The sequence below is a fragment of the Streptomyces sp. NPDC031100 genome (assembly GCF_055570785.1).
Map to the genome: position 1 here is coordinate 106671 of NZ_JBVIGN010000020.1, position 25892 is coordinate 132562.

The 25892-nt window shown below is 69.4% G+C and carries 13 protein-coding genes; 12 read left to right on the forward strand and 1 reads right to left on the reverse strand.

Annotated features, from left to right (window positions below; translation table 11 throughout):
• Nucleotides 1–108 precede the first annotated feature (108 nt).
• The gene (locus ACZ5DS_RS39530; RefSeq protein WP_468248548.1) at nt 109–1605 is read right to left on the reverse strand and encodes an MFS transporter; all 1497 of its coding nucleotides are present in this window, start codon (nt 1603–1605) and stop codon (nt 109–111) included.
• A gap of 444 nt (nt 1606–2049) precedes the next feature.
• Between ACZ5DS_RS39530 and ACZ5DS_RS39535 the strand changes: the two genes are divergently transcribed.
• The 12 genes from ACZ5DS_RS39535 (at nt 2050) to ACZ5DS_RS39590 (ending at nt 25752) form a co-directional block, all read left to right on the forward strand.
• A complete protein-coding gene (locus tag ACZ5DS_RS39535; RefSeq protein ID WP_468248551.1) occupies nt 2050–2838 on the forward strand; it encodes an ABC transporter ATP-binding protein in 789 nt (262 codons plus the stop codon).
• Complete coding sequence (locus ACZ5DS_RS39540) at nt 2835–5420, forward strand: ABC transporter permease (protein WP_468248552.1); 2586 nt, start codon at nt 2835–2837, stop codon at nt 5418–5420. Before ACZ5DS_RS39535 ends, ACZ5DS_RS39540 begins: the two co-directional genes overlap by 4 nt.
• Nucleotides 5421–5660: 240 nt before the next feature.
• A complete protein-coding gene (gene mfd, locus ACZ5DS_RS39545; RefSeq protein WP_468248554.1) occupies nt 5661–9194 on the forward strand; it encodes a transcription-repair coupling factor in 3534 nt (1177 codons plus the stop codon).
• 124 nt (nt 9195–9318) lie between these two features.
• Nucleotides 9319–10233, forward strand: a complete 915-nt coding sequence (locus tag ACZ5DS_RS39550; RefSeq protein WP_468248557.1) for an SCO6745 family protein — start codon at nt 9319–9321, stop codon at nt 10231–10233.
• A gap of 187 nt (nt 10234–10420) precedes the next feature.
• Nucleotides 10421–11146: an HNH endonuclease family protein gene (locus ACZ5DS_RS39555; RefSeq protein ID WP_468248559.1), complete on the forward strand. Its 726-nt coding sequence runs from the start codon at nt 10421–10423 to the stop codon at nt 11144–11146.
• Between the two features lie 49 nt (nt 11147–11195).
• Nucleotides 11196–11939 (forward strand): GNAT family N-acetyltransferase, encoded by a 744-nt coding sequence (locus ACZ5DS_RS39560; RefSeq protein ID WP_468248561.1) that lies wholly within the window; start codon nt 11196–11198, stop codon nt 11937–11939.
• 129 nt (nt 11940–12068) lie between these two features.
• Nucleotides 12069–12413: a hypothetical protein gene (locus ACZ5DS_RS39565; protein ID WP_468248564.1), complete on the forward strand. Its 345-nt coding sequence runs from the start codon at nt 12069–12071 to the stop codon at nt 12411–12413.
• On the forward strand, nt 12410–13036 hold the full coding sequence (locus ACZ5DS_RS39570) for a BMP family ABC transporter substrate-binding protein (RefSeq protein ID WP_468248566.1): 627 nt from the start codon (nt 12410–12412) through the stop codon (nt 13034–13036). Before ACZ5DS_RS39565 ends, ACZ5DS_RS39570 begins: the two co-directional genes overlap by 4 nt.
• 246 nt (nt 13037–13282) lie before the next feature.
• On the forward strand, nt 13283–23875 hold the full coding sequence (locus ACZ5DS_RS39575; protein ID WP_468248568.1) for a LamG-like jellyroll fold domain-containing protein: 10593 nt from the start codon (nt 13283–13285) through the stop codon (nt 23873–23875).
• An 83-nt stretch (nt 23876–23958) separates the two neighbouring features.
• Nucleotides 23959–24456, forward strand: a complete 498-nt coding sequence (locus ACZ5DS_RS39580) for a DUF4265 domain-containing protein (RefSeq protein WP_468248570.1) — start codon at nt 23959–23961, stop codon at nt 24454–24456.
• Nucleotides 24457–24759: 303 nt separating this feature from the next.
• A complete protein-coding gene (locus ACZ5DS_RS39585) occupies nt 24760–24978 on the forward strand; it encodes a suppressor of fused domain protein (RefSeq protein WP_468248573.1) in 219 nt (72 codons plus the stop codon).
• Between the two features lie 210 nt (nt 24979–25188).
• Nucleotides 25189–25752 (forward strand): T6SS immunity protein Tdi1 domain-containing protein, encoded by a 564-nt coding sequence (locus ACZ5DS_RS39590; protein WP_468248575.1) that lies wholly within the window; start codon nt 25189–25191, stop codon nt 25750–25752.
• Nucleotides 25753–25892 lie beyond the last annotated feature (140 nt).

The following is a 25892-nucleotide window of genomic DNA, read 5'->3' on the forward strand; positions in this document are numbered from 1 at the left end:
GCGCTTACTACGGAAAAACGGGTCTGACCTCGGGTGTTACCCGCGTTAACCGTGGACAGGTGCGGCACCGGTGACAAGGAAACGCCCTACCGGTACCGGGCCGCGCGGCTACTCCTGCCGCACCGGAAACCGCCGGGGCGCCACCACCAGCAGCACCAGGAAGGCCAGTGCGGCCGCGCAGGACGCGCCGACGTAGACCGCGTGGACGGCCGCGGCGATCGCCCGCCGTGTCGCCTCCGGGGCCGTACCGGCGTCCAACGCGCGCGTGACGGACTCCAGGTCGCCCGCCCCGCCCAGCCGCGCGGCCAGCACCCCGTTCGCCACCGCGCCGAACAGCGAGGCGCCCACGGTCTGCCCGGTCTGCCGGCAGAACAGCACCGACGCGGTCGTCGTGCCCCGCTCCGACCAGCCCACCGTCGACTGCACCCCGATGATCAGCGGCAGCTGGAACAGCCCCAGCGCCCCGCCCAGCAGCAGCATCAGCAGGGCCGGCTGCCACCAGGACCCGGGATACGGCAGGAACGGGAACGCGAGCAGGATCAGCGCGCCCAGCCCGATGCCGAGCAGCGCGGTGTCGCGGAAGCCGATGCGCCGGTACACGTGCTGGCTGACCGCCGCCGAACCCGACCAGGTCAGCGTCCACACGCACAGCACCAGGCCGGCGGCCGCGGGGCCGAGCCCGAGCACCGACTGGGCGTACGTCGGCAGGAACACCGACGGCGCCACCATCAGCAGGCCCAGCGCGCCGAGCGCCAGATTGACGGCCGCGATCGTGCGGCGCCGCCACACCCACCCCGGAATGATCGGCTCCGCCGCCCGCCGCTCCACCCACACCACGACCGCCACCAGGGCGAGCCCGGTGCCGAACAGGGCGAGCGAGGGCGCCGACAGCCAGGCCCAGGCCACCCCGCCCTGCACCAGCCCGGTCAGCAGCGCCCCGCCGCACGCGAACACCGCGAGCGCGCCCGCCCAGTCCACGCGCGCGCGTGCGGCCTTTTCCCGCTGGGGCTCGTGCAGATGACGGACGATCAGCCACAGCGCTGCCGCGCCGATCGGCAGGTTGATCAGGAAGATCCAGCGCCAGTCGGCATACGCGGCCAGCACCCCGCCGAGGCCCGGACCGGCCACCGCGGACACCGCCCACACCGTGGACAGCTTGGCCTGGATCTTCGGGCGCTCCGCCAGCGGGTACAGGTCGGCGGCCAGCGTCTGCACCGTCCCCTGCAACGCCCCGCCGCCCAGCCCCTGTACGACCCGGAACGCGATCAGCGTCCCCATGCTCCAGGCGCCCGCGCACAGCAGCGAGCCCAGCAGGAACACGGTGGCGCCCGCGACCAGGACCGGCTTGCGGCCGAAGGTGTCGGACAGCTTGCCGTAGACGGGGAGGGTGACGGTGACGGCGAGCAGATAGCCGGAGAACAGCCAGGAGAAGACGGAGAACCCGCCGAGGTCGCCGACGATCTGCGGTACGGCGGTGGAGACGACGGTGGTGTCGAGCGCGGGCAGCGCCATCGACAGCATCAGCGCCGCGACGACCGCGCCTCTCCTGCGGGTGCCCTGGTCCGTCGCGGCGCCGCCCCGTATCGCGGGTGTCGTGCTCCCCACCGGATCCCCTCTCCTCGGGTCCCCACCCGGACCCACCCCGTGTCCCTTGCACCTATTCCGCCAGGACAGCTTCCCACGGGACGTGGAACTTGACCCTGACGCGACGTGAGGGTGGAGCCTTGCTGGGCCGGAGGGTGGAGGAGACCCCGAGGCGGACTCCACCCGGCGGTGGATCTCCCCTAGGGGTCTCTCCGTACTACGGCCCGGGGAGGGTTCGTACCGGCGGAGGAGGAGACGGACCCGGTGCGCTCCTTAACCTGGCTTTACGCCGCTGGGGGGCGGCTGACCGAACCCGCGGGGGTGGGGTTTTCCCCCGTACAAGAGGGGGCTTCGCACCAGCGCGCGGCACGCCCGCCGCACGCGAGACTCAGCGACGTACCCGAACGACGCCACGGAACACCGCGGCGCATGCACCGACTTGCCGACCGACATAGGAGACAAACCGTGACATCGGCTGTGACCATTCCCAGGCACGGGGGCACTGGAGGGCGTACGGCCGTTGCCGCGCGGGCGCGGCAGGTCGTGAAGGCGTACGGGTCCGGCGAGACCCGCGTCGTCGCCCTGGACCACGTCGACGTGGACATCGCCCGCGGCCAGTTCACCGCGATCATGGGCCCCTCGGGCTCCGGCAAGTCCACCCTGATGCACTGCCTCGCCGGGCTCGACACCGTGACCAGCGGTCAGATCTACCTGGACGAGACCGAGATCACCGGCCTGAAGGACAAGAAGCTCACGCAGCTGCGCCGGGACCGGATCGGCTTCATCTTCCAGGCGTTCAACCTGCTGCCGACGCTGAACGCGCTCGAGAACATCACGCTGCCCATGGACATAGCCGGGCGCAAGCCGGACAAGGCGTGGCTGGACCGGGTCGTGGAGACCGTCGGCCTCGCCGGGCGGCTCAAGCACCGGCCCACCCAGCTCTCCGGCGGCCAGCAGCAGCGCGTCGCCGTGGCCCGTGCCCTCGCCGCCCGCCCGGAGATCATCTTCGGTGACGAGCCGACCGGAAACCTCGACTCGCGCGCGGGCTCCGAAGTCCTCGGCTTCCTGCGCCGCTCGGTGGACGAACTCGGCCAGACCATCGTGATGGTCACCCACGACCCGGTCGCCGCCTCCTACGCGGACCGCGTGCTCTACCTCGCCGACGGCCGGATCGTGGACGAGATGTACCAGCCGACGGCCGACCAGGTCCTGGACCGCATGAAGGACTTCGACGCCCGGGGGCGTACGTCATGACCGTCCTGAAGACCTCGATGCGCAACTTCTTCGCGCACAAGGGCCGCATGGCCCTGTCGGCGGTCGCGGTGCTGCTGTCGGTCGCCTTCGTCTGCGGCACGCTGGTGTTCACCGACACCATGAACACCACCTTCGACAAGCTCTTCCAGGCCACCGCCTCGGACGTGACGGTCACCGCGAAGGGCTCCTCCGACACCGGCCAGACGACCTCCCGCACCGGCAAGCCCCCGGTCCTGCCGGCCTCCGTCGTCGGCACGGTCCGCGGGGCCCAGGGCGTGCAGAAGGCCGAGGGCACGGTGTTCTCCACCTCGGTGACCGTCATCGACGCCAAGAAGGACAAGCTGTCGCCGTCCAGCGGCGCGCCCACCATCGTCGGCAGCTGGAACGGCAACGACGCCCGCACCATGAAGATCACCTCCGGTACGGCGCCCAGGGGCCCGGACCAGGTCATGGTCGACGAGGACACCGCCGACAAGCACCACCTGAAGATCGGCTCCGAGATCGGCATGATCTCGGTCGTGGGCACGCACCACGCGCGCGTGTCCGGCATCGCCGCCTTCAAGGTCACCAACCCGGGCGCGGCCATCTTCTACCTGGACACGAAGACCGCCCAGCAGACCCTGGTCGGCCGGACCGGCGTCTACACCAACGTCAACGTCACCGCCGCCAAGGGCGTGACCGACGACCAGCTGAAGAAGAACGTCACGGCCGCCCTCGGCCACGGCTACAAGGTGCAGACCGCCAAGGAGGTCGCCGACGCCAACCAGAAGAGCGTCGCGAGCTTCCTGAACGTCATGAAGTACGCGATGCTCGGCTTCGCCGGGATCGCCTTCCTCGTCGGCATCTTCCTGATCATCAACACCTTCTCCATGCTGGTCGCCCAGCGCACCCGCGAGATCGGCCTGATGCGTGCCATCGGCTCCTCCCGCAAGCAGGTGAACCGGTCCGTGCTGATCGAGGCGCTGCTGCTCGGCGTGATCGGTTCCGTGCTCGGCGTCGGCGCGGGCGTCGGCATCGCGGTCGGCCTGATGAAGCTCATGGGCACCATGGGCATGCACCTGTCCACGGACGACCTGACGGTCGCCTGGACGACCCCAGTGACCGGCCTGCTCCTCGGTGTCGTGGTCACCGTCCTGGCGGCCTACCTGCCCGCCCGGCGCGCCGGCAAGATCTCCCCGATGGCCGCCCTGCGCGACGCGGGTGCCCCGGCCGACGCCAAGGCAGGCGTCGTACGAGCCCTGATCGGCCTGGTCCTCACCGGCGCCGGCGTCGCGAGCCTGTACGTGGCCGCCACCGCCGACAAGGCCAAGGCCGGCTCGTCCTGGCTGGGCCTCGGCGTCGTCCTCACCCTGATCGGGTTCGTCGTCATCGGCCCGCTCCTCGCCGGCGGCCTGGTCCGCGTCCTCGGCGCCGTCATGCTGCGGGTCTTCGGCCCCGTCGGCCGGATGGCCGAGCGCAACGCACTGCGCAACCCGCGCCGCACCGGCGCCACCGGAGCGGCCCTGATGATCGGCCTGGCCCTGGTGGCCTGCCTGTCGGTGGTCGGCTCCTCCATGGTGGCCTCCGCCACCGACCAGCTCGACAAGACGGTCGGTACGGACTTCATCATCCAGCCGGACAACCCGCAGAACGGTCTCATCGCACCGCAGGCCGTCAAGACCATCAAGGACACGCCGGGCCTCAAGCGGGTCACCGAGTACCGGCCGACCCAGGCCGACTTCACCACCCCGGACGGCCAGACGCTCAAGAACACCGACATCACGGCGGCCGACCCGACGTACGCGACCGACCTGCACAAGAAGACCGTCGCCGGGAACCTCAAGGACGCCTACCTGCCCGACTCGATGTCCGTCCACGAGAAGTTCGCCAAGGCCCACGGCATCCACCTCGGCTCGAAGATCACCGTCGCCTTCAAGGAGGGCTCCACCGCCCACCTGACGGTCCGCGCGATCACCAGCAGCGACGAGGTGATCGACCAGGGCGCCAAGTACACCTCCCTCGCCACGCTCGCCAAGTACGCGCCCGCCGACAAGACGCTCGACGCGTTGGTCTTCGCCACCGCCGAGGACGGGCAGCAGGCGGCCGCCTACAAGGCGCTGAAGGCGGCCCTGCACGACAGCCACCCGGAGCTGACCGTGCGCGACCAGACCGACTACAAGAAGGCGCTGAAGGACCAGATCGGCCAGCTGCTGAACATGATCTACGGCCTGCTGGCCCTCGCGATCATCGTCGCGATCCTGGGGGTCGTGAACACCCTGGCGCTGTCCGTGGTCGAGCGCACCCGGGAGATCGGCCTGATGCGGGCGATCGGTCTCTCCCGCCGCCAGCTGCGCCGCATGATCCGCCTGGAGTCCGTGGTGATCGCCGTCTTCGGCGCCCTGCTGGGCCTCGGCCTGGGCATGGGCTGGGGCGCGACCGCCCAGAAGCTCCTCGCCCTGGAGGGACTGAAGATCCTGGACATTCCCTGGCCGACGATCATCACCGTCTTCATCGGCTCGGCCTTCGTGGGCCTGTTCGCCGCCCTGATCCCGGCGTTCCGGGCGGGCCGGATGAACGTCCTGAACGCCATCGCGACGGACTGACGGACCAGAGGCCGAGCACAGGACCACCGCATACGGGGGTTGCGGGGGAAGACCCGGTGCCGGGAAGTCCTGGGAGGCTTCCCGGCACCGGGCTTTGTGCCGCTCCGGCGTTCGGGCGTAAGCCCCCTGGTTGTCCACAGGCTCCGACGGCGACGCCGACAGCGTCGTACGCTGGACACCCCCGGTCGCCACCCGCGTCGGGCTATTCGCGTTGCCCACACCCGGACGGAAAGCCTCTCCATGAGCCTGCACGGTCTGCTCGACGCCGTAGTCAAGGACCCCGCCCTCGCGGAAGCGATCACGGCGGCCGCGGACGGCAACCGCATGCACGTCGACCTGGTCGGCCCGCCCGCCGCCCGTCCCTTCGCGGTCGCCGCCCTCGCCCGCGAGGCCGCCCGCCCGGTGCTCGCGGTGACGGCGACGGGCCGCGAGGCCGAGGATCTGGCGGCAGCCCTGCGCTCGCTGCTGCCCCCGGAGGGCGTCGTGGAGTACCCCTCCTGGGAGACCCTGCCGCACGAGCGCCTCAGCCCGCGCAGCGACACCGTCGGCCGCCGCCTCGCCGTCCTGCGCCGCCTCGCCCACCCCAGCCCCGACGACCCCGAGACCGGCCCGGTCTCCGTCGTCGTGGCGCCCGTACGCTCCGTGCTCCAGCCGCAGGTCAAGGGCCTCGGCGACCTGGAGCCGGTGGCCTTGCGGACGGGCCAGACGGCCGACCTGAACGAGATCGTGGAAGCCCTCGCGGCCGCCGCCTACGCGCGCGTGGAGCTGGTCGAGAAGCGCGGCGAGTTCGCCGTACGCGGCGGCATCCTGGACGTGTTCCCGCCCACCGAGGAACACCCCCTGCGCATCGAGTTCTGGGGCGACGACGTCGAGGAGGTCCGCTACTTCAAGGTCGCCGACCAGCGCTCCCTCGAAGTCGCCGAGCACGGCCTGTGGGCCCCGCCCTGCCGCGAACTGCTGCTGACCGAGGACGTCCGCACACGCGCGCGTGCCCTCGCCGAACAGCACCCGGAACTGGGCGAACTGCTCGGCAAGATCGCCGAGGGCATCGCGGTGGAGGGCATGGAGTCCCTGGCGCCGGTCCTGGTGGACGACATGGAACTGCTGCTCGACGTCCTGCCCAAGGGCGCCATGGCCGTCGTGTGCGACCCGGAGCGGGTCCGCACGCGCGCCGCCGACCTCGTCGCCACCTCCCAGGAGTTCCTGCAGGCCTCCTGGGCGGCCACGGCGGGCGGCGGCGAGGCCCCGATCGACGTCGGCGCCGCCTCCCTGTGGTCCATCGCCGATGTCCGCGACCGCGCGCGCGAGCTGGACATGATGTGGTGGTCGGTGTCCCCGTTCGCGGCCGACGAAGAGCTCGACGCGGACACCCTCAAGCTGGGCATGCACGCCCCCGAGACCTACCGCGGCGACACCGCCAAGGCCCTCGCCGACACCAAGGGCTGGCTCGCCGACGGCTGGCGCACGGTCTTCGTCACCGAGGGCCACGGCCCGGCCGCCCGCACGGCGGAGGTGCTCGGCGGCGAGGGCATCGCGGCCCGCCTGGACGCCGACCTCGGCGACCTGAGCCCCGCCCTGGTGCACGTCTCCTGCGGCTCGATCGACTACGGCTTCGTGGACCCCGCGCTCCGGCTCGCCGTCCTCACCGAGACCGACCTGTCCGGCCAGAAGGCCGCAGGCAAGGACGGCGCCCGGATGCCGGCCCGCCGCCGCAAGACCATCGACCCGCTCACCCTGGAACCGGGCGACTACATCGTCCACGAGCAGCACGGCGTCGGCCGCTACATCGAGATGGTGCAGCGCACGGTCCAGGGCGCCACGCGCGAGTACCTGGTCGTGGAGTACGCCCCCGCCAAGCGCGGCCAGCCCGGCGACCGCCTCTACATCCCCACCGACCAGCTGGAGCAGATCACCAAGTACGTCGGCGGCGAGGCGCCCACCCTGCACCGCCTCGGCGGCGCGGACTGGACGAAGACCAAGGCGCGCGCCAAGAAGGCGGTCAAGGAGATCGCCGCCGACCTGATCAAGCTCTACAGCGCCCGCATGGCCGCCCCCGGCCACGCCTTCGGCTCCGACTCGCCCTGGCAGCGCGAGCTGGAGGACGCCTTCCCGTACGCGGAGACCCCCGACCAGCTCACCACCATCGCCGAGGTCAAGGAGGACATGGAGAAGTCGGTCCCCATGGACCGCCTGATCTGCGGCGACGTCGGCTACGGCAAGACCGAGATCGCGGTCCGCGCCGCCTTCAAGGCCGTACAGGACGGCAAGCAGGTCGCCGTCCTCGTCCCCACGACCCTGCTGGTGCAGCAGCACTTCGGCACCTTCTCCGAGCGGTACTCGCAGTTCCCGGTGAGCGTGAAGGCGCTCTCCCGGTTCCAGACCGACACCGAGGCGAAGGCGACCCTGGAGGGCCTCAAGGAGGGAGCGGTGGACGTCGTCATCGGCACCCACCGCCTGTTCTCCTCGGAGACGAGGTTCAAGGACCTCGGCCTGGTCATCGTGGACGAGGAGCAGCGCTTCGGCGTCGAGCACAAGGAGCAGCTGAAGAAGCTCCGCGCCAACGTCGACGTGCTGACCATGTCCGCCACCCCGATCCCGCGCACCCTGGAGATGGCGGTCACCGGCATCCGCGAGATGTCCACGATCACCACCCCGCCCGAGGAGCGGCACCCGGTGCTGACCTTCGTCGGGCCGTACGAGGAGAAGCAGATCGGCGCGGCCATCCGCCGCGAACTGCTGCGCGAGGGCCAGGTCTTCTACATCCACAACCGGGTCGAGTCCATCGATCGCGCCGCGGCCCGCCTGCGCGAGATCGTCCCCGAGGCGCGCATCGCGACGGCCCACGGCCAGATGTCGGAGTCCACGCTGGAGCAGGTCGTCGTGGACTTCTGGGAGAAGAAGTTCGACGTCCTGGTCTCGACCACGATCGTCGAGTCCGGCATCGACATCTCCAACGCCAACACGCTGATCGTGGAGCGCGGCGACACCTTCGGCCTGTCCCAGCTGCACCAGCTGCGCGGCCGGGTCGGCCGGGGCAGGGAGCGCGGCTACGCGTACTTCCTGTACCCGCCGGAGAAGCCCCTGACGGAGACGGCCCACGAGCGTCTCGCGACCATCGCCCAGCACACCGAGATGGGCGCGGGCATGTATGTGGCGATGAAGGACCTGGAGATCCGCGGCGCCGGAAACCTGCTCGGCGGCGAACAGTCCGGCCACATCGCGGGCGTCGGCTTCGACCTGTACGTCCGCATGGTCGGCGAGGCGGTCGCGGACTACCGGCGGCAGCTGGAGACCGGCGAGATCGAGGAGGAGCCGCCGCTCGAGGTCAAGATCGAGCTGCCCGTCGACGCGCACGTCCCGCACGACTACGCGCCCGGCGAGCGACTGCGCCTGCAGGCCTACCGGGCCATCGCCTCCGCCAACTCGGAGGAGGACATCAAGGCCGTCCGCGAGGAACTCACCGACCGCTACGGCAAGTTGCCCGAGCCGGTGGAGAACCTGCTGCTGGTCGCCGGGCTGCGGATGCTCGCACGCGCGTGCGGCGTCGGCGAGATCGTCCTGCAGGGCACCAACATCCGCTTCGCACCGGTGGAGTTGCGCGAGTCGCAGGAGCTGCGGGTCAAGCGGCTGTACCCGGGCACGGTCATCAAGCCGGCCGTGCACCAGGTGCTGGTCCCGCGCCCGAAGACCGCGAAGGTGGGCGGCAAGCCGCTGGTCGGCCGCGAACTGCTGGGCTGGGTCGGCGAGTTCCTCGCCTCGATCCTGGGGTCGTAGCCGACGAAGGGGGGCGCGCTCGGCGCGCGGACGAGGGAGCAAGTACGGGCCGGTTCGGGCAGTCTTGTCCGAGTCACGTTCCGCGCGGTCGCGCGTGGGACCGGATAACGGGGAGGGTCGCGTCATGTCCGAGCACATCGGCAAGGCCGCCGGAGGGAAGGCGGTACACGGGGACCCCGTGGAACCGGCCCGCGCACGCCGGCTCTGGCACCTGCTGGAACCCCTGCACGCGGTGCTGTACTACGCGCCCGAGGTGTTCGAGGAAGCGGCCACGCTCGGATACGCCACGGCGGACCGCTGGCCCAGCTACTTCCCGCTGCGCGCCGCCCCCTTGGGCCCGGCCGGCACCGAACGCGTCGCCTCCGCCTTCTACAGCTTCAGCCCCCGCATGGTCGCCGAGCACATCGGCACAGCCTGGAACACGGCGAGCCCGCACGAGGTGCTGGCGGCGCGCCTGCGCGGCATCGACCGGACCTACCACGCACTGCTCGGCGACCGCATCGACAGCCCCGAACTCGCCGAGACCGCCGCCCTCGCCCGACGCGCGGCGGAGGCGGCCGGCACCGCGGGCCGCCCGCTCGCCGCGGCCAACGCCGAACTGCCCTGGCCCGAGGCTCCGCACCTCCAGCTGTGGCAGGCGGCCACGATCCTGCGCGAACACCGCGGCGACGGCCACGTAGCAGCCCTGCTCCTCGCCGACCTCGACCCCGCCGAGTCCCTGGTGTCCTTCGCTGCGATAGGCGCCGCGCCCGTCGAGCGCTTCGAGAGCCGCGGCTGGAGCGGCGACGAGTGGGCGGCCGCCCGGGCCCGCCTGGCCACCCGGGGCCTGGTCGACGCCGACGGCACGGCCACGGAGGCGGGCCGCGCCCTGCGCCGCGGCGTGGAGGAGCACACCGACCGGCTCGCCGTAGGCCCCTGGCAGAGCCTCGGCCTCGGCGCCACCGAACGCCTCGCCGATCTCCTCGGCGACTACTGGGTCGCCGTCGTGTCCTCCGGACTGCTGCCCTCGGAATCCACCCTGGGCATAGGCAAGGTGTGAGCGGGCGCACGGACCCGCCCGCCGGGCTCCCCCTCCGGGGCACCGCGTACCCCGAGTCGAGTCCTGCTTGCCCCTGACAATCCCCTGAGGTGTCGTCTGCCGGACGGCGTACGCCCATTACCTTGGGGGGCAAGAACGTTCCGCCCGCATGGCCGGCGCGGACCAGGGCGAGCAAGGGGGACGCAACGTGACGCGTCTGAGGGGCGGGGCGGTCACCGCTGTGGTCGTCATGACGGTCGCCGTGGCCGGCTGCACGGCCGAGCAGGGCAAGGGTTCTTCCGGACCCGAAGGGACAGGGGGCGGGGGAGGGGGCGGTGCCCTGACCGCCGTCGACTCACTGACCGTCAAGGGCCGGGCCCCGAAAACCGGTTACTCCCGGGCCCGCTTCGGCACCGCCTGGGCCGACACCGACTCCAACTCCTGCGACACCCGCGACGACATACTCAAGCGCGACCTGAAGGAGGTGAAGTTCACCGGCGGCACCTGCAAGGTCTCCCACGGCCTCCTGGAGCCCGACCCCTACTCCGGCAAGGACATCACCTACCGGCGCGGCCGCAGCCAGGTCGACATCGACCACGTCGTCGCCCTGTCCGACGCCTGGCAGAAGGGCGCCAAGTACTGGGACGCGAGCAAGCGCATAGCCCTGGCCAACGACCCGCTCAACCTCCTCGCCGTCGACGCGAGCACCAACCGCGGCAAGGGCGACGGGGACACGGCCACCTGGGTCCCGCCCAACAAGGCCTACCGCTGCACCTATGTGGCCGCCCAGGTGGCCGTGAAGAAGAAGTACGGCCTGTGGGTCACCGCCGCCGAGCAGGCCGCGATGAAGCAGGTCCTCGCCACCTGCCCGAACCAGAAACTGCCCACGGGCGGCAACCCGACAAAGGCCCCGGAGCGGTTCCGGGCCCGGTGACCAGCTAATTCGCTTTCCTATCCGAGCCCGTACTGCCTACGGTGACCGCATGGACGTAAAGGTGAGCAGCCTTGCCGAGCGGCCCGACCGGCTGCCGGCGGTGTTCGAGATGGCCGACACATGGCCCGAGTTCGTGACCAACGACCCGGTGGGCAGCGCCCACTACGGCCGCATCCCCACCGAACTGCCCGAGTACGCGCTGTTCGCCGAGGACGAGCGGGGCGAGATCGTCGCGCACGCCTTCAGCGTTCCCTTCTCCCTCGCCGCCGAGGGCCGCGGCACCCTGCCCGCCCGGGGATGGGACCAGATCCTGCTGTGGGCCTTCGCCGACCTGCGCCGCGGCACCCGCCCCGACACGGTCAGTGCGGTCTCCGTCGTCATCGCGCCGCACGCCCAGGGCCACGGCCTGTCCGCCGTCATGCTCTCGGCGATGCGGGCGGGCGCCCGCGCCCGCGGCTTCCGCGAGGTCGTCGCCCCCGTCCGCCCCAGCGCAAAGCACCGCGAACCGCACACCCCGATCACCGAGTACGCCTACCGGGTCCGACCCGACGGCCTGCCGGAAGACCCGTGGCTGCGGGTCCACGCCCGCGCCGGCGCCACCATCGACTCGATCGCCCCGGCCTCCATGACCGTGGGCGCCTCGCTGGAGGAGTGGCGCGGCTGGACCGGGCTGCCCTTCGACACCCCGGGTGACGTGGAGGTGCCCGGCGCGCTGGTCCCGGTCCGCTGCGAACCGGAGCGCGGGTACGCCGTCTACGTCGAACCCAACGTGTGGATGCGCCACCCTCTGTGAGCTGACCACCGGCTCGGCCCGCCTCCCGGGGTCCCGGCGCGGGCATCGGTCGACGAGGGATGTACTCTACGGCGTCGCTTCCGCATTTGCGCAAACGTACGCACATCCCGAGAGCAGAGGTAAGTCGCCGTGAAGCACGACGTTGATGCCGCGGTCGCGGCTCGAACGGGGACCGGCACAGTGCCCGGGCCGCTCCCCAGGGCGGCACTGGCGGCCGTACCGGTGGTGAGTCTGGGGCTGCTGGGGGCGGTGCCGTCGCTGGTGCTGGCCTCCCGGCGGGGTACGCGCGCCGACTGGCTCGCGGCGGTGGTCTTCACCGCCGTCAACGTGGCCTGGCTGGCCGAGGCGCTGCTCACCCCGACGGACACCCATGGCCTGCAGTTCGCCGCCGATGTGCTGCTGCTGCTCGTCTCCGCGGTCGGCGCCGCGCTGCACTGTCTGCTGCGCAGATCGTCCGAGAGCAAGCCGCGATGAAGCTCCGGCGTACCTGGCGCGAGAACCAGCGCGACGACAAGAAGGGCAAGTCCGGCAACCCCCGGCTCGGAGCGTTCGTCGCTCGTGCGACGGCCGCGGCAGCGGGTGCGCTGCGGGGCCGCAGAGGCTGGGCGGCCGCGGGCGGTGCGGCTGTCGTCGCGCTCGCGCTGGTGGGCGTGTGGCTGTTCGGCGGCGAACAGGACGGACCCCCTGATCCGCGTGCGCGCCAGTACAACGAGGTCGACGCCTGCCTGCTGACGGGCGAGAAGGGCATCGCTCCGGGCACGCCCGCCGCTCCCGTGTGGGAGGGCATGCAGAAGGCGTCCCTCGAGACGCGGGCCCGGGTCAACTACGTGCCGGTCGTGGGGCCACAGTCGGTGGACAATGCCCGGCCGTTCTTCAACAGCCTGATCCAGCGCCGGTGCGAGGTCGTCCTGGCCGTCGGCTCCTCGCAGGTCCAGGTCACGCGGGCCGCCGCGGGGAAGCACCCCGACGTGCGCTTCGTCGTGGTGGACGGCAAGGCGGCCGGAGCCGGCAACGTCACCGTTGCAAAGCCCGGCGACGAGCTCGAGGAGACGGTGGCGGACGCGATCCGGCAGGCCGTGCGCGCGGCCAAGACGTGACAAAAGTACAGATGGTTCCGCATGTTCGATAAAGATCGGCTAACAACGCCGGCCTAAAGCCGCTCTTACGTGGAACTTATGACTCCGCAAAGTGCAAGCTTTCGAAGCTTTGTCTGACGCTTCTCGAGTAAAGGCTTGCCCATGCGTGTTCGCTGGGACCGTAGCCCTCGCTTGTTCCCGCCGGGTAGAACCGGCAGGCGCAGAGCGAGGGCTACGGCTCTTTCTGTCCTGATCTCCTTCTCGTTCATGCTCACCACGGAGACGGCGGAGGCCACCGGGGCCACCCTGCCGCCTCTGAAAATGCCCGAGTTGTCCCTGTCCGGTCTGTGGAAGTGGGCCAGCGAGTCTCCGCTGGACACCCCGGACCAGAAGGGCGGCACCGCCCGCGGCAAGAGTCACCACGCCTCGGCCGCGGCCACCAGCGCCGACGGCGGTCGCGGTCGTAAGCCCGGCAAGGGCAAGGGCGAGCTCGACCCGTACAAGCGCCCCTCCGACCCGACCAAGACGGTCACGACCGGCAAGGCCGCGGGCACGGCGAAGAGCTTCAGCCCGGCCACCAGCAAGCGCAACGCCAAGAAGTCCACGGCCACGTCGGACTACTACGTCAACGCCGACGGCTCCACCACGATCCGCCACTACAACAGCCGCGCCAACTTCAAGGCGGCCGACGGCACGTGGAAGCCGATCGACACCAGCCTGGTCAAGGGCAAGGACGGCCGGTTCGAGCAGAAGGCCAACTCCCTCGACGTCGCGTTCGCCCCGAACTCCGCCGACGACCAGCTGGCCTCCGTCGACTTCGGCGCCGGCCGGACCGTCGCGTACGCGCTGCACGGCGCGCACAAGACGGCGGCGACCAAGGACGACAACGGCACGGTCCGCTACGCCGACGTGCTGCCCGAGACGGATGTCCACCTCGTCCCGATCGCCGACGGCTTCAAGGAGAACCTCGTCCTGCACTCCCGGGACGCGGCCAACTCCTGGGTCTTCCGGCTGGACGCCAAGGGCCTGACGCCGCGCCTCGCCAAGAACGGCGACGTGCAGTTCACCGACGCCGACGGCAAGGTGACCGCCACCGTCCCCCATGCCTACATGGAGGACTCCAAGATCGGCCGGCGCTCCGGTGAGGGCACCCGCTCCGCGAAGGTCCACTACGAGCTGACCACCGTGGACGGCGAGCCGGCGCTGCGGATGACCGCCGACCGGGCCTGGCTGGACGACCCCAAGCGGGTCTACCCGGTCACCGTCGACCCGACGACGGTCCTCGCGAGCGAGGCGACGTACGTCCAGAGCGACTACGCCGCCGACCGCTCCGCCGAGAACCAGATCAAGGTCGGCTCCTACGACTCGGGCGTCAACAAGGCGAACTCCTTCCTGCAGTTCTCCTCGCTGGGTACGACGCTCGCCGGCCAGAAGGTCTCCGCGGCGACCCTCAACGTCTGGGCGATGTGGTCCTCGACGTGCACCCCCGAGGCGTTCTCCGTCTACCCGGTGACCCAGTCGTGGTCGCCGACGACGACCACCACCTACCCCGGTCCGACGTACGGCTCCTCCATCGGCTCCGCCACCGTCGACCCCGGCGCCTCCTGCACCAACACCAGCGGCAGCACCGGCGTCGGCGTGAAGATGCCGGTGCCGCTGTCGACCTCCTGGTTCACCCAGGTCGCCACCGGCGGCGCCAACTACGGCCTGGCCATGGCCGCGCCGACGAGCGACGGCCTGCACTGGAAGAAGTTCCACTCCGACGAGTCGGCCACCGCCGGTTGGCGCCCGTCCCTGGACCTGACCTACGCCCCCAACACCAAGCCGCAGGTCAACGCCCAGTACCCGCCGGAGAACTTCCAGGCCCACACTCTGCAGCCCGAGCTGCTGGTCTACGCGAGCGACGCGGACAAGTGGCCGAACGCGGCCCTGACCTACAGCTACGAGGTCTACGACGCCGACTCCGGCAGCTCCACGCCGGTGGCCACCTCCGGTGCCCTGTCCAAGAGCAACTGGAAGATCCCCGCGGGCAAGCTCACCTGGTCCAAGAACTACGTCTGGTACGTGGGGGTGAGCGACGGCTACGAGGAGGTCACGTACTCCAGCCGCTTCACCACCGCCGTGCCGCAGCCGCCGGTGACCTCGGGCCTGGCCCAGAACACCGACGGCCACGAGTTCGACCCCTCGGACGCGAACTACACCACCGACGACAGCGACGCCGACGTGGAGGTGGTCGGCCCCTCGCTGGAGATCGACCGCTCGTACAACAGCCTCGACCCGCGGATCGACGGCGCGTTCGGCGCCGGCTGGTCGACGGTCGCCGACATGGAGGCTGCCGAGGTCAAGGACCCGGCGGGCACGGTCACCAGCGTCATCGTCACCTACCCGGGCGGTGAGCAGGTCGCCTTCGGCCGCAACAGCGACGGAACGTTCCAGCCCCCGCTGGGCCGCTACGCCCGCCTGCAGTCGGCGACCGGCGGCTACACGCTGACGGACAAGGACTTCACGGAGTACGCCTTCAAGCAGGCCACCGCGAAGGCCGGCACGTACGCGATATCCAGCATCAAGGACTACGCGGGCCGCAACGAGACGTTCACGTACAACGCCTCCAAGCAGCTCACCAAGATCTACAACGAGACGTCCAAGAGGTCGCTGGGCATGACCTGGGTGACCCCGGCCGGGGCCACCACCGCGCACGTCGAGACGGTCTTCACCGACCAGGCCACGGTCGGCGACGCGAACTCGGTGCAGACCTGGCAGTACAGCTACTCCGGTGACCAGCTGACCAAGGTCTGCCCGCCGGCGGACTGGACTCACTGCACCACGTACACCTACGCCACCGGCAACCACTACCGCACCACCGTGCTGGACGCCGACCCGTACGCCTACTGGCGTCTGGGCGAGGCGGCCGGGGCGACCGTCGCCACGGACACGGTGGACACCAACCAGGGCCGCTACAACGGCCTCTACCACAACGTGACCCTGGGCAGCTCGTCCGTACTCGCGGGCTCCACCCAGACGACGGCCACGTTCAACGGCACCACGTCGTACGTGGAGATGCCGTCCGCGCCGGGCGCGACGCCGTCGTACACGACGGTCTCGCTGTGGTTCAAGACGACCACGGCCGGCGGCGTGCTGTTCTACTACGGCGACAAGCCGCTGAGCGACGCCAACCCGGTGGCCAACACGACGAAGAACACCCCCGCGGTGTACGTCGGCACCGACGGCAAGCTGCGTGGCTGCCTGGCCATGTCGCCCAGCTGCAACCCGACCGTCGTCTCCACCGCCACCGTCACCGACGGCCAGTGGCACAACGCGGTCCTCTCCGGTCAGGCCACCAGCCAGACCCTCTACCTCGACGGCGTGTCCCAGGGCTCCCTCTCCGGCACCATCAACGACTGGGAGCAGCCCTACATCTCGCTCGGCGCGGGTGTGAACACCCAGGGCTGGCCGGCGATGAACCCGAACGACCAGCTCGGGCACTACACCGGTCAGATGGCCGAGGTCGCCATCTACACCGAGCCCCTCGACCCGTCGGTGATCACCGCGCAGTACCAGGCCGCGAAGCGGTCCGCCGGTCTGCTCAGCAAGATCACCACGCCCGGCCTGAAGACCCAGTCGCAGGTCACCTACAGCCCCACCGACGACCTGGTCACGCAGGCCACGGACGGCGACGGCGGCACCTGGAAGCTCAACCCGCCGACCGTCACCGGCTCCTCGCAGGTCTACCGCTCCGCCGTGATGGGCTCCGCCCCGACCGGCTACTGGCGGATGGCCGACACCCTCGGCGCCGCGCAGGCCGCCAACGAGATCCACACCGGCTTCGGCACGTACAACACCGTCACCCAGGGTGTGGCGGGTCCGTTCGGCACCGGTGACGCGACCGCGGCGTCCTTCAACGGCACGTCGTCGTACGCCGAGATCCCGTTCACCCCGTGGCACGGCTCGTCCTCCCGCGCAGTCGAACTGTGGTTCAAGACCAGCAGCCCCGGTGTGATCCTTTCCGACCAGCAGAACCTGCCGACCGGCGCGACCCCGACCGGCAGCTGGAACCCGCTGCTGTACGTGGGCGCCGACGGCAAGCTGCACGGTCACTGGTGGAGCGTCTCGGGCTCCGGCGGCACCGCCTTCGGATCCACGGGCACCGTCAACAACAACCAGTGGCACCACGCGGTCCTGTCCGCCTCGGGTACGACCCAGACCCTGTACCTCGACGGTGCCAAGCAGGCCGACTTCAGCGGCGAGGCCAAGGACCAGTCCAACACCCGCACCTTCGTCGGCGCGGGCTTCGGCAAGGGCTGGTACCAGCAGCCCGCCGACGTCAGCTTCTTCAACGGCTCCATCGCCGAGGTCGCGGCGTACGACCACGCCCTGAGCGCGGACGACGTCGACCAGCACTGGTCGGCGTACAAGGCGTCCTCCGGCGTCGCGCCGGTGCGCACGGTCACGCTCACCGACCCGACCAACAAGACGCTGACGTACGTGTACGACGCGGAGATGGGCAACCGTCTGCTGGCCGCGATCGACACGGAGGGCAAGCGGACGACCTACGGCTACGACACGGGCGGCTTCCTGCGCACCGTGACCGACGCCAACGGCAACCGCAGCATCACCGGTCACGACGTGCGCGGCAACACGGTCTCCCAGACCGACTGCCAGGACACGGCGGCGAACAAGTGCGCCACCGAGTACTACACGTACTACCCGGACGCGACCACCGCGTTCCCGACGATGGACGCCCGGAACGACCTGCTCCTCACCGAGCGGGACGCCCGTTCCGCGTCCGCCACGGACAACACGTACCTGACCACCTACACCTATGACGGCGGCGGCAACCTGCTGTCGGTGACCGGCCCGCCGGTGGCCGGCCACCCGAACGGCCGCACCGCCACCACCACCTACACCACCTCCTCGACCACGGCGGCCGAGGGCAGTCCGGCGGTCACGCCGGCGGGTCTGGTGGACACGGTGACGACGCCGGGCGGCAAGACGACGAAGAACGTCTACTTCTCCAACGGCGACCTGGCCTCGGTCACCGACGCCAACGGCGCCAAGGTGTCGTACACGTACGACAACCTCGGTCGGCAGACCTCGAAGAAGGAGATATCCGACGCCAACCCGAGCGGCCTGACCACGTCCTGGACGTACGACAAGAACGACCAGGTCCTCACCGAGACCGCCCCCGCGGTCACCAACCGCGTCACCGGTGCGGTGCACCAGGCGAAGACGACCACGGCGTACGACTACGACGGCAACGTCACCTCGCAGACCGTCGCCGACCTCACCGGTGGTGACGCCTCGCGGACGACGTCGATGACGTACGACGCCTACAACCGTCTCGCCTCGCGGACGGATGCGGGCGGCACCGATGTCACGTCGTTCGAGTACGACGTCTACGGCAACAAGGTGAAGGAGACCGACCCCGAGGGGAACGTCAACACCTACACCTTCGACGGCGAAGGCCGGCCGCTGACGACCAACCTGGTCAACTACACCGGCGACCCGAACAACCCGTCGGCGCCGACCACGCTGGTCCAGGAGTCCCGGGCGTACGACCCGGCGGGCCGGCTCGCGTCGATCACCGACGCGATGGGCTGGGTGACCGCGTACACCTACACCGACGACGGCCTGCCGGCCACCGTCACCCGCAAGGACCCGGCGAACGGCAAGCAGTTCGTCGAGGAGTCCAACACCTACGACATGGCCGGGAACCTGATCAAGCAGGTGTCCAACGACGGCCAGACCACGAACACCTTCACGGTGGACGCGGCCGACCGCGTCACGTCGTCGGTGCTCGACCCGACCGGGGCCAACCGCACCACGAAGGTCTCCTACGACCCGGACGACAACGCCGTCCAGGAGACGGAGACCGACCCGGCGACCGGTGACGTCGACACCACGGACACGCTCTACGACAACCTGGGCAACGTCACCGCGACCACCGAGCACGACGGGACCACCGCACCGGTGGCCCGCTGGAAGCTGTCGGAGACCAGCGGCCTCACGGCCGACGACTCCTCCGGCGGCAACCGCAAGGTGACGCTGGGCAGCGCCGTCACCCGCTCCACCGAGCACGGCGGCTCCGCGGTCTTCAACGGCACCACCAACGCCTACGGCCAGGCGGACGGCCCCGCGGTGAACACCAGCGGCAGCTTCACCGTCTCGGCGTGGGTCAAGCTCGGCTCCACGGCCGCGAACAGCACCTTCCTCGGGCAGGACGGCAAGGTGGCCAGCGGCTTCCAGCTGTACTACTCGACGACGTACGGCTGGACGTTCAACCGGCACGGCTCGGACACCACGAGTGCCGCGACCATCCGGACCTACTCCGGCACGTCGGCGGTGACGACCGGCACCTGGACCCACCTCACCGGTGTCTACGACCAGGCCACCGCGTCGCTGAAGCTGTACGTCAACGGCTCCCAGTCCGGGACCACGACCGCCTTCACCTCTCCCTGGGAGGCCACCGGCCCGCTGCAGATCGGGCGACGGCTCTACAACGGGACGTACGCCGAGAACGCCAACGGTTCGATCGCCGACGTCCAGGTCTACGGTGAGGCCCTGACCGCCTCGCAGGTGTCGTCGCTCTACGGCGGCACACTGCCCGCGAGCGGCAGCTCGGTCCACACCACCACGTGGAAGCTGGACCAGCGCGGTCTGCCGGTGTCGACGACCGACCCCAACGGCAACACCACCGACTACGGGTACGACGAGGCTGCCCAGCAGACCACCGTCACCGAGCCGGTCGTCAACGCCGAGACCAACGGCGGCACGGCCACGGCCATCCGTCCGGTGTCGATGACGGGGTACAACACCTTCGGCGAGGCGACCGAGTCGTCCGACCCGAACGGCAATGTCACTGTCACCGCCTACGACGCCGAGGGCCAGGAGACCTCGACCAAGCTGCCGAACTACACCGCGCCGGGGGCCGCGACACCGATCACGGCCACGTCCTGGAACGAGTACAACAAGCTCGGCCAGGTCACGGCGGAGGTCGACCCGCTGGGCAACCGCACGACGTACGCGTACACGCAGCTCGGCGACCTGGCCTCCGTCACGGAGCCGGGCGGCGACAAGTCGACGTTCGTGTACGACACCAACGGCGACCTGCTGTCGACGACCCGTCCGAACGGCGCCCGTGAGGAGTCCACCTGGGACTACCTCGGCAACGAGCTGACCAGCACGGACATCGTGCGTCAGCCGACGCAGCGCGCGTACACGGCGATCAACGAGTACAACGCGCCCGGCGGTGACCTGTCCCGGACGGTCTCCCCGACGGGTGTGGCGGAGTCGTACAAGTACAACGCTCTCGGCGAGGTCACCGAGGTGACCGACCCCGCGGGCAACGTGTCGACGTTCACCTACAACATGGACGGCGAGGTCCTCACTGCGAAGGACCCCGACAACACGGTCACCAAGAACACCTACGACGGTTTCGGCCGGCTGGCCACCACCCAGGACCTGGACGCGACCGGCGCGGTGCTGCGCACCAGCAGCTCCACGTACGACCGGGCGGGCAACCCGCTGTCGGTGACCGACTACCGCGGCCACACCACCACGTTGACGGTGGATGCCTCCGGTCTGGTCACCAAGGCGGTGGAGCCGGTCTCGGCGACCGAGTCGATCACCACGACCTACGGCTATGACGCGGCGGGCAACCGTACGCGCTTCACCGACGGCCGCGGCAACCCGTTCATCACCACCTACAACACCTGGGGGCTGCCCGAGTCACTGATCGAGCCGTCCACCCCGGCCCACCCCAACGCCGTCGACCGCACCTTCACCACGGTGTACGACGCGAACGCACGGGTGGCGGAGCAGCGCTCCCCGGGCGGCGTGGTCGTCACCGACACGTACGACGCGAAGAGCCGGCTGACCAAGCAGGCCGGTACGGGTGCGGAGGCCGCCACGGTCGACCACACCTACGCGTACGACTCCGATGACCGCATCACGTCGGTCGCGGGTGCGGATGCGACGCTGGACACCTTCTCCTACGACGACCGCGGTCTGCTGCTGTCGACGTCCGGCCCGTCGGGCACCTCGTCCTTCGCCTACGACGGCGACGGGGCGATGACCTCACGGACGGACGCGTCGGGCACGTCGACCTACGGGTACGACACGGCCGGCCGGCTGAAGACGGTCAGCGACGGGGCCACCGGCTCCTCGATGACCTACAGCTACGACGTCAACAGCAACGTCAAGCAGATCGACTACGGCACCGGCAAGTCCAAGCGTGACTTCTCCTACGACGCTCTGGAGCGGCTCACCAGCGACAAGCTGACCTCGCCCACCGGCAAGGTGCTGGCGTCCCTCGCTTACGGATGGGACGACAACGACAACCTGACGTCGAAGACGACGACGGGAGTCACCGGCGCCTCGTCGAACACGTACACCTACGACTGGGCGAACCGCCTGACGTCCTGGAACAACGGGACGACGACGGAGTCCTACGGCTACGACGCGTCGGGCAACCGCACGCGCGTCGGCGGCGACACGTACACGTACGACGCCCGCAACCGGCTCACGTCGGACGGGCACAGCACGTACGCGTACACCGCGCGCGGCACGCTGAGCTCGGTCACGAACGAGGTCGGGGCACAGACCCTGATGAAGGCCGACGCCTTCAACCGTGTGATCAACGAGGGCGACCGGACGTACACGTACGACGGTCTGGACCGTGTCCTGAAGGCCAAGGACGGCACGGGCGCCGACGCCTTCTCGTTCCAGTACAGCGGCGTCGGCAACGACGTGGCCTCGGACGGATCGACGTCCTACAGCCGCAACGTCGACGGCTCGCTGGTGGGCGTGAAGACGGGCGTGTCGTCGACGCAGGTGATGACGGACATCCACGACGACGTGGTGGCCCAGTTCACCGACTCCGCGGAGACACTGGCCGGGTCGGCGACCTACACGCCGTTCGGCAAGACGTCCTCGGCGACGGGGATGCTGGGCAACCTGGGCTACCAGTCCGGCTGGACCGACCCGGCCACGGCCAAGGTCAACATGGCCGCGCGCTGGTACTCGCCGCAGACCGGCCAGTTCAACAGCCGGGACACGGTGGGCAACGACCCGCTGCCGGCGTCGGTGAACGCCAACGCGTACGCCTACGCCAACCAGAACCCGATGACGGGTGTGGACCCGACCGGCCACTGGTTCGAGTTCATCAAGAAGGCCATCAAGAAGGTCGCCAAGAAGGTCAAGAAGGTCGCGAAGTCGGCCTGGAAGAAGACCAAGCGCGCCGTCAAGCGGGTCGTGAAGAAGGTCAAGCACGCGGTCAAGCGTGTGATCCGCAAGGTGCACCGAGCGGTCCGCAAGGTCGTGCACTACGTCCACGACAGCGTCAAGAAGATCAAGAGATACGTCAAACGCACCTATAAGCGGATCAAGAAGTACGTCCATAAGGTCGTCCAGCACGTCAAGAAGACCGTCCGCAAGATCGCCAAGGCTGTCAAACATGTAGCCGCGAAGGTGGTCAAGGCGGCCAAGAAGGCGGTCAAGAAGATCGGCAGAGCCGTCAAGAAGGCGGCGAAGGCCACGGCCAACTTCGTCAAGCAGCATGCGGCGACGATTGCCTCGGTAGCGGTCGGTGTCGTGGTCTTCGCCGGCTGTACCGCCGCCACTTGGGGTGTCGGTGCGGTGGGCTGCGCGGCCCTTGCGGGTGCCGCGGCCAACGGTGTCGGCTACATGATGAGTGACGGTCCCAAGTCCGTCGGGGGCTTCCTCGGTGCGGTCGCCATCGGCGGCGTGACCGGTGCCCTGGGCGGCGCGGCCGGCGGCGCGGCCTCCGGCGCGGTGGGCCGCCTGCTCGCCGGTGTCGGCGGCAAGGTGGTCCAGGGCGCGGCCATGGGCGCCGCGGGCGGAGCCGCGGAAGGCGCGGTCAGCTATGGCGTCTCCTGCGCGGCGAGCGAGGAGGGCTGCAGCGCGAGCGGCGCGGCCAAGGCGACCGCGGTCGGTGCCGTCACCGGCGGCATCTTCGGAGCGGCGGCCAGCAAGTTCGGCCGCAAGGGCGGCTGCGGCACCCCGCACAGCTTCACCGGTTCCACGGGTGTCCTGATGGCGAACGCCATCACCAAGCCGATCTCCCAGGTCAAGGTCGGGGACTACGTCCTGACGGCCGAGCCCGGCAAGAAGAAGAAGGAGAAGCACCGGGTCAAGGCGGTGATCGTCACCAAGACCGACCGTGACTACGTCGATGTCGTCGTGGCCACGAAGTCGGGTCCGAAGACGATCCAGACCACCAAGCACCACCAGTTCTACGAGGTCAGCCGCAACACCTGGACCCAGGCCGGCAACCTCAAGGCGGGCCAGAAGCTCCAGAAGGCGGACGGTGCCCCGGCCACGATCGTCGACGTCAAGGCGTACACGGCGCAGCGCGTCACTTATGACCTGAGCGTTGAAGGCCTGCATACGTACCACGTGGCGGCCGGCGATATCGAGGTCCTCGTTCACAACAAGAACGACCCTATCGCGTGCTCGGTCAGCGGCGGCAACGAAATCTACGACATCCCAGCGGGCTCGTCGGGTGGACATGGAGCCGGCGACGGAATTCCTGCGTCGATGCTCGCTGACTACAAGGTGGGGGTAAACGCCCCAGCGGGGTCTACTCCGCCGCTGTGCTCGTACTGCCGCGCGAATCCGGCCCAGGCGATCGACCATGTGGAGGCCAGGGTCAACGGTGGTGACCTGACTGATGCAAACACGACTCCTGCATGCAGGCGATGCAACAGTTCGAAGCGCGATCGCGTCGCGCCGAAGACGCCGCCGGCGAACTACAAGGGAGACTGGCCGCCACCGTGGTGGCCAGTGAATATGAAGCAGGGCTGGCAGCAGACCTATGGGATAAGTCCCTACAAGGTCAAATAGCCCAGTCATGCGGCCAGGCACCCCGGCATCCCACCGGGGTGCCTGGCCCCCTTATGCTGACAGAGAGCCTCAGGAGTGACTCTGTGACCAAGAACTACATCGTTCACGAAGACCCTGCGATCCTGTCCGATCGGCAGCGCATCGCCATGGTGGACCTCGCGCCTTTCGGCTTTCCGGATCAGTTGGAGCAGATCTGGCTAGGCCATCGTGACGACGGTCTTTTCGTGATGCAGTGCATCCCCTTCCGTGTCTACGGACTCTCGTTGTTCGACGTCGTACGGCTCGACAAGGACGACATGCTGATGGAGGTTGTCTCTTCGGGCGGCCACCGGACATTGCGTGCCTTGATTGCACCGGGCCTTACCGATGCGGAGGTTGCCAACCTGGCAGACCGGGTGAACGCTGCGGCGCAGCGCGAAGGCTTCGTCCTTGAGTGGAGTGGCGACCGACATGTGGCCGTGGACATTCCGGGAGACGCAGATCCCAGTCCTCTGGTAGCGCTTGTGAGTGAACTACGCGCAGCTGGCAAGGCGTTTTGGGAATGGAGCAACGTCAAGCCGTTTCGAACCGCAGGAAAGTAGGGCAACGACACGCCAGACGGATCCTGTTAGTGCCGCAGTATGGTCGACTATCGGCTCCTGGCCTCAGAAACAGGAGGAGGACTGATAACCGTGGCTGCTCTGGTCGATCCATCTGACGTCCCGTGTGTCGGACCGGCCCCAGCATCTCGAATTGCTGGGGTGCGGCCGGCCGGTGCCGGGCGACGAGACCGGTCCGCTGCCAGGCGTTCTGGAATGGGTGGCCGAGCGTCTGGTGGTCAGTGGGCAAGCGGTGTTGCGCGGGGATGTGATTCCGCTTCCCATGCCGCTGATTCCTGGGGCACCATGACCGCGCTCTATGCGACTCACCCGGTCTACTCCGACGATGATTTCCTCTCGGTCGTTCTGGAGAACGGTGTGGAGACGGCCGTGGTGTGGCTGGTACCAATCGGTACCTCCGAAGCGGCGTTCGTCCGTGAAAAAGGATGGGACGTGTTCGAGGAGGAGTTGGCTCGACAGGATCCCGATCTGCTCGATTTGAATCGGGCTGAGATCAAGCTATAAGAACGGAATATAGAGTGGCAGGCGCCCTGTGATCCCTCGCAGGGCGCCTGTGCTGTTGCGCGACCTCTCGGTGGGGCTCCTGCGGAACCCCCGATGGGTACCCGTATCCTGTGGTGTTGCTCTGAGTAAGGAATGCTAGTGTTCGAGCGATTTCTCTCCGCTTTTCCCCCGGCCTCAGGGGGAGGTGCCGAGCCCCCCGCGCTTGAGACCGTGGAAGACGCTCCTGGGCTTGCCGAGCTTCTGCAGCTCGCCGCAGGTCGGACCTTCGGTGGGGGGCTGATCCGGGTGTACTCGCAGCAGGAGGCAGGTCAGGCGCGACTGCTGGCTGCCGAAGCCTTCCCGGAGTTCGCTGACGTCATCACCCCGATCGCTGAGGATTGGCTGGGCCGCCAGTTCTGCATCGACGCGAAGCGGACCACCGGGCCTCGGAAGCGTCTGCTGCTTCTCGAGCCCGGCTCTGGCGAGGCGTTCGACATCGACTGCGGAATTCCGGAACTCTTCGACGTGGAATTCGTCGATGATCCGGATACCTTCCTGGCGCTGGACCTCTTCACCGAGTGGACGGCGGCGGGGGGTGCTGTTCCGCAGGAGGGTCAGTGCGTAGGCTTCAAGGTCCCGCTGTTCCTCGGTGGTAGCGGCAGTGTGGCCAACCTGGAGCTTTCCAACCGGGACGTGTACTGGTCACTCATGGGGCAGCTGCGCGCGCAGACCCGAGATCTCCCCGAGGGCACTCCGATCGGAGGAATTGAGATCCAGGGGCCGTCGACGGAGTGACAGGATGACGCTGCCTCTCGTGGCGCGGCGTTGAACATGCGGGTAGTGGGGGGGGGGGGGGGGGGGGGGGGGGGGGGGGGGGGGGGGGGGGGGGCGTGGGGGGGGGGGGGGGGGGTGGTGAGGAGTAGCACTTCTCTGTT